The 2751-nt window shown below is 73.4% G+C and carries 2 protein-coding genes and 1 pseudogene; all 3 read left to right on the top strand.

The window, feature by feature from the left end:
* Positions 1 to 161: pseudogene (locus B7767_RS44940) on the top strand (1-phosphofructokinase); the annotation flags it as partial.
* Between the two features lie 76 nt (positions 162 to 237).
* Positions 238 to 2322 carry a fructose-specific PTS transporter subunit EIIC gene (locus B7767_RS26455; protein WP_085574387.1) on the top strand — a complete coding sequence of 695 codons (2085 nt, stop codon included), beginning with the start codon at positions 238 to 240 and terminating at the stop codon, positions 2320 to 2322.
* 116 nt (positions 2323 to 2438) lie between these two features.
* Entirely contained in the window at positions 2439 to 2732 is a 294-nt protein-coding gene (locus B7767_RS26450) for a hypothetical protein (RefSeq protein ID WP_085574386.1), read from the top strand.
* Positions 2733 to 2751 lie beyond the last annotated feature (19 nt).

Below are 2751 nucleotides of genomic sequence, written 5' to 3'. Positions count from 1 at the left end.
GGCGCGGCCCCGAGGCGCTCGCCTCCGCCGTCGCCCACGGCGCGGCGGCCGTCCGGCTCCCCGGCAGCGTGATGCCGACCCCGGCCGACCTGGACCCGGCCGCGGTGACCGTCACGGCCGACGTACCCGCCGACCGCTTCCTGCGGGAGCCGGTGTCATGAACCACCCCCTCCTCACCCCCGTCCCCCCTTCCGCCCACCCCGCTGCACGGGCGATACGCGTGCGAAGGAGCCCGCGATGAGTGACATGATCACCGCGGAACTGGTCGATCTCGACCTGTCCGCCGACACCAAGGAGGCGGCGGCGCGCGCCCTCGCCGAGCGCATGGTGGCCCTGGGCCGGGTGACCGACCTGGACGGCTTCCTCGCCGACGTCGCCGCCCGCGAGGCGCAGATGCCGACCGGCCTCGACGGCGGCATCGGCATCCCGCACTGCCGCAGTGAGCACGTCACCGAGCCCACGCTCGCCTTCGGGCGCAGCGCCGCCGGGATCGACTTCGGCGCGGCGGACGGGCCCGCCGACCTGATCTTCCTGATCGCCGCCCCGGCCGGCGCCGACGACGCCCATCTGACGATCCTGTCGTCGCTGGCCCGGCAGCTCATGAACGCCGAGTTCACCGACGCGCTGCGGTCGGTGGGCGACGCGGGGGCGGCGGCCGCGCTCATCCGGGGTGAAGAGGCCGGCACCGAGGAACCCTCGGGCTCCGAGGACTCCTCGGGCTCCGAGGACTCCTCGGGCTCCGAGGACTCCGTGGCGGCACCGGGGGCGGCCTCCGCCGGTGCCGCCACGGACACCACCAACGCCGCCGAGGAGCGCCCGTTCCGGGTCGTCGCCGTCACCTCCTGCCCCACCGGCATCGCCCACACCTACATGGCCGCCGAGTCGCTGGAGAACGCCGGCCGGGACGCCGGCGTCGAGATCGTCGTCGAGACCCAGGGCTCCGCCGGCTTCACCCGGCTCGACCCGGCCGTGATCGCGGCGGCGGACGGCGTGATCTTCGCCCACGACGTCCCCGTGCGGGAGAAGGACCGCTTCGCGGGCAAGCCGACCGTCGACACCGGCGTCAAGGCGGCCATCAACCGGCCCGCCGAGCTGATCACCGAGGTGAGGGGCAGGGCGGAGCGCGGCGAGGTCACCGCGGCGGCCACGTCCGGAGCGTCCGGCGGTACGCCCGTCGAGCGGACCGGCGACAGCGGGGAGGGCTACGGCACCAAGCTGCGCAAGTGGCTGATGTCGGGCGTCAGCTACATGGTGCCGTTCGTCGCGGCGGGCGGTCTGCTCATCGCCCTCGGCTTCGCGATCGGCGGCTACGAGATCAACGAGGCGCCCTCGGTGATGGACCACTTCGTGTGGACCCAGGCCGACAGCTGGGGCGCCCTGCTCTTCCAGATCGGCGGCGTCGCCTTCGGCTTCCTCGTCCCCGTCCTGGCCGGCTACATCGCCTACGGCGTGGCCGACCGGCCCGGCCTCGTGCCCGGCTTCGTCGGCGGCGCGATCTCGCTCACCATCAACGCCGGATTCCTCGGCGGCCTCGCGGCCGGTCTGATCGCCGGCGGCGTGGTGATCGCGATCCAGAAGGTGCGCATCCCGGCCGCCCTGCGCGGCATCATGCCGGTGGTGGTGATCCCGCTGATCTCCGCGGCGGTCGTCGGCTTCCTGATGTTCGTCGTCATCGGCAAGCCCATCGCCGAGGCCCAGAAGGGCATGACGGACTGGCTGAACGGCCTCACCGGCACCAACGCCGTCCTGCTGGGCGCCCTGCTCGGCCTGATGATGTGCTTCGACCTGGGCGGACCCGTCAACAAGGTCGCCTACACCTTCGCCACCGCCGGGATCGCCGTCGCGAGCCCCAGCGACTCCGCGATGAAGATCATGGCCGCGGTGATGGCCGCCGGCATGGTGCCGCCGCTGGCGATGGCCCTGGCCACCACGGTCCGCGGCAAGCTCTTCAACCGCACCGAACGCGAGAACGGCAAGGCCGCCTGGGTCCTGGGCGCCTCCTTCATCTCCGAGGGCGCGATCCCGTTCGCCGCCGCCGACCCGCTGCGGGTGATCCCCGCCTCCATGGCGGGCGGCGCGGTCACCGGCGCCCTGTCGATGACCTTCGGCGCCACCCTGCGCGCCCCGCACGGCGGCATCTTCGTCGTCCCGCTGATCGGCAACCCGTTCCTCTACCTGGTCGCCATCGCCGCGGGCGTGTGCGTCACGACCGCCCTGGTGATCGTCCTCAAGGGCCTGCGCAAGCCGGCCCCGGCCACCACGGGCGCGGGCGAGGGCACCCCGGTGCCGCCGGCGGAGACCAAGCAGCCGGTGGCCGCGTAGAGTTACGGCGATGCGTCCGTTTGGGTAGGTGTGGGCGGTTCATGCCTACTGCGATATAGATCACGATCATCACGATCCGGGGTCAAAGCCCCGGATCTTGGTGTGTACTGGGCCGCATGCCTGAGTACACGACACTCTCGCGGACGACGGGTGCCACCGTCCTCACCCTGGTGGCCGTGGCCTGTGCGGCGGGTCTGGCCGACGCCCTGCGGCGCCGGCGCGGGCGGACGCGCGTACGCGAACCCCTCGACGAGGCGGCCCGCCGGCAGCACACCCCCCACGCCCCTCACGGCGTCCCGGTGATCCCACGCCAGCGGCGGACCGGCCCCCACATGGAAGCCGTACCGCTCACCCCGGCGGAGCGCGACGCGTTCGCCGGACTGGTACGGCGCTTCGGCGAAGGGGACTGAGCAGGACCGGGCCGCGCCC

Origin of the sequence: Streptomyces sp. 13-12-16, assembly GCF_002114215.1 — a bacterium.
Taxonomy (GTDB): Bacteria; Actinomycetota; Actinomycetes; order Streptomycetales; family Streptomycetaceae; genus Streptomyces.
The sequence above is the reverse complement of the archived record's forward strand: the minus strand, read 5'-3'. Positions and strand labels throughout refer to the sequence as shown.

Bases quoted from the DNA above. Each gene is read 5' to 3' on its own strand.
- B7767_RS26455 (WP_085574387.1), top strand. From the start codon at position 238: ATGAGTGACATGATCACCGCGGAACTGGTCGATCTCGACCTGTCCGCC.
- B7767_RS26450 (WP_085574386.1), top strand. From the start codon at position 2,439: ATGCCTGAGTACACGACACTCTCGCGGACGACGGGTGCCACCGTCCTC.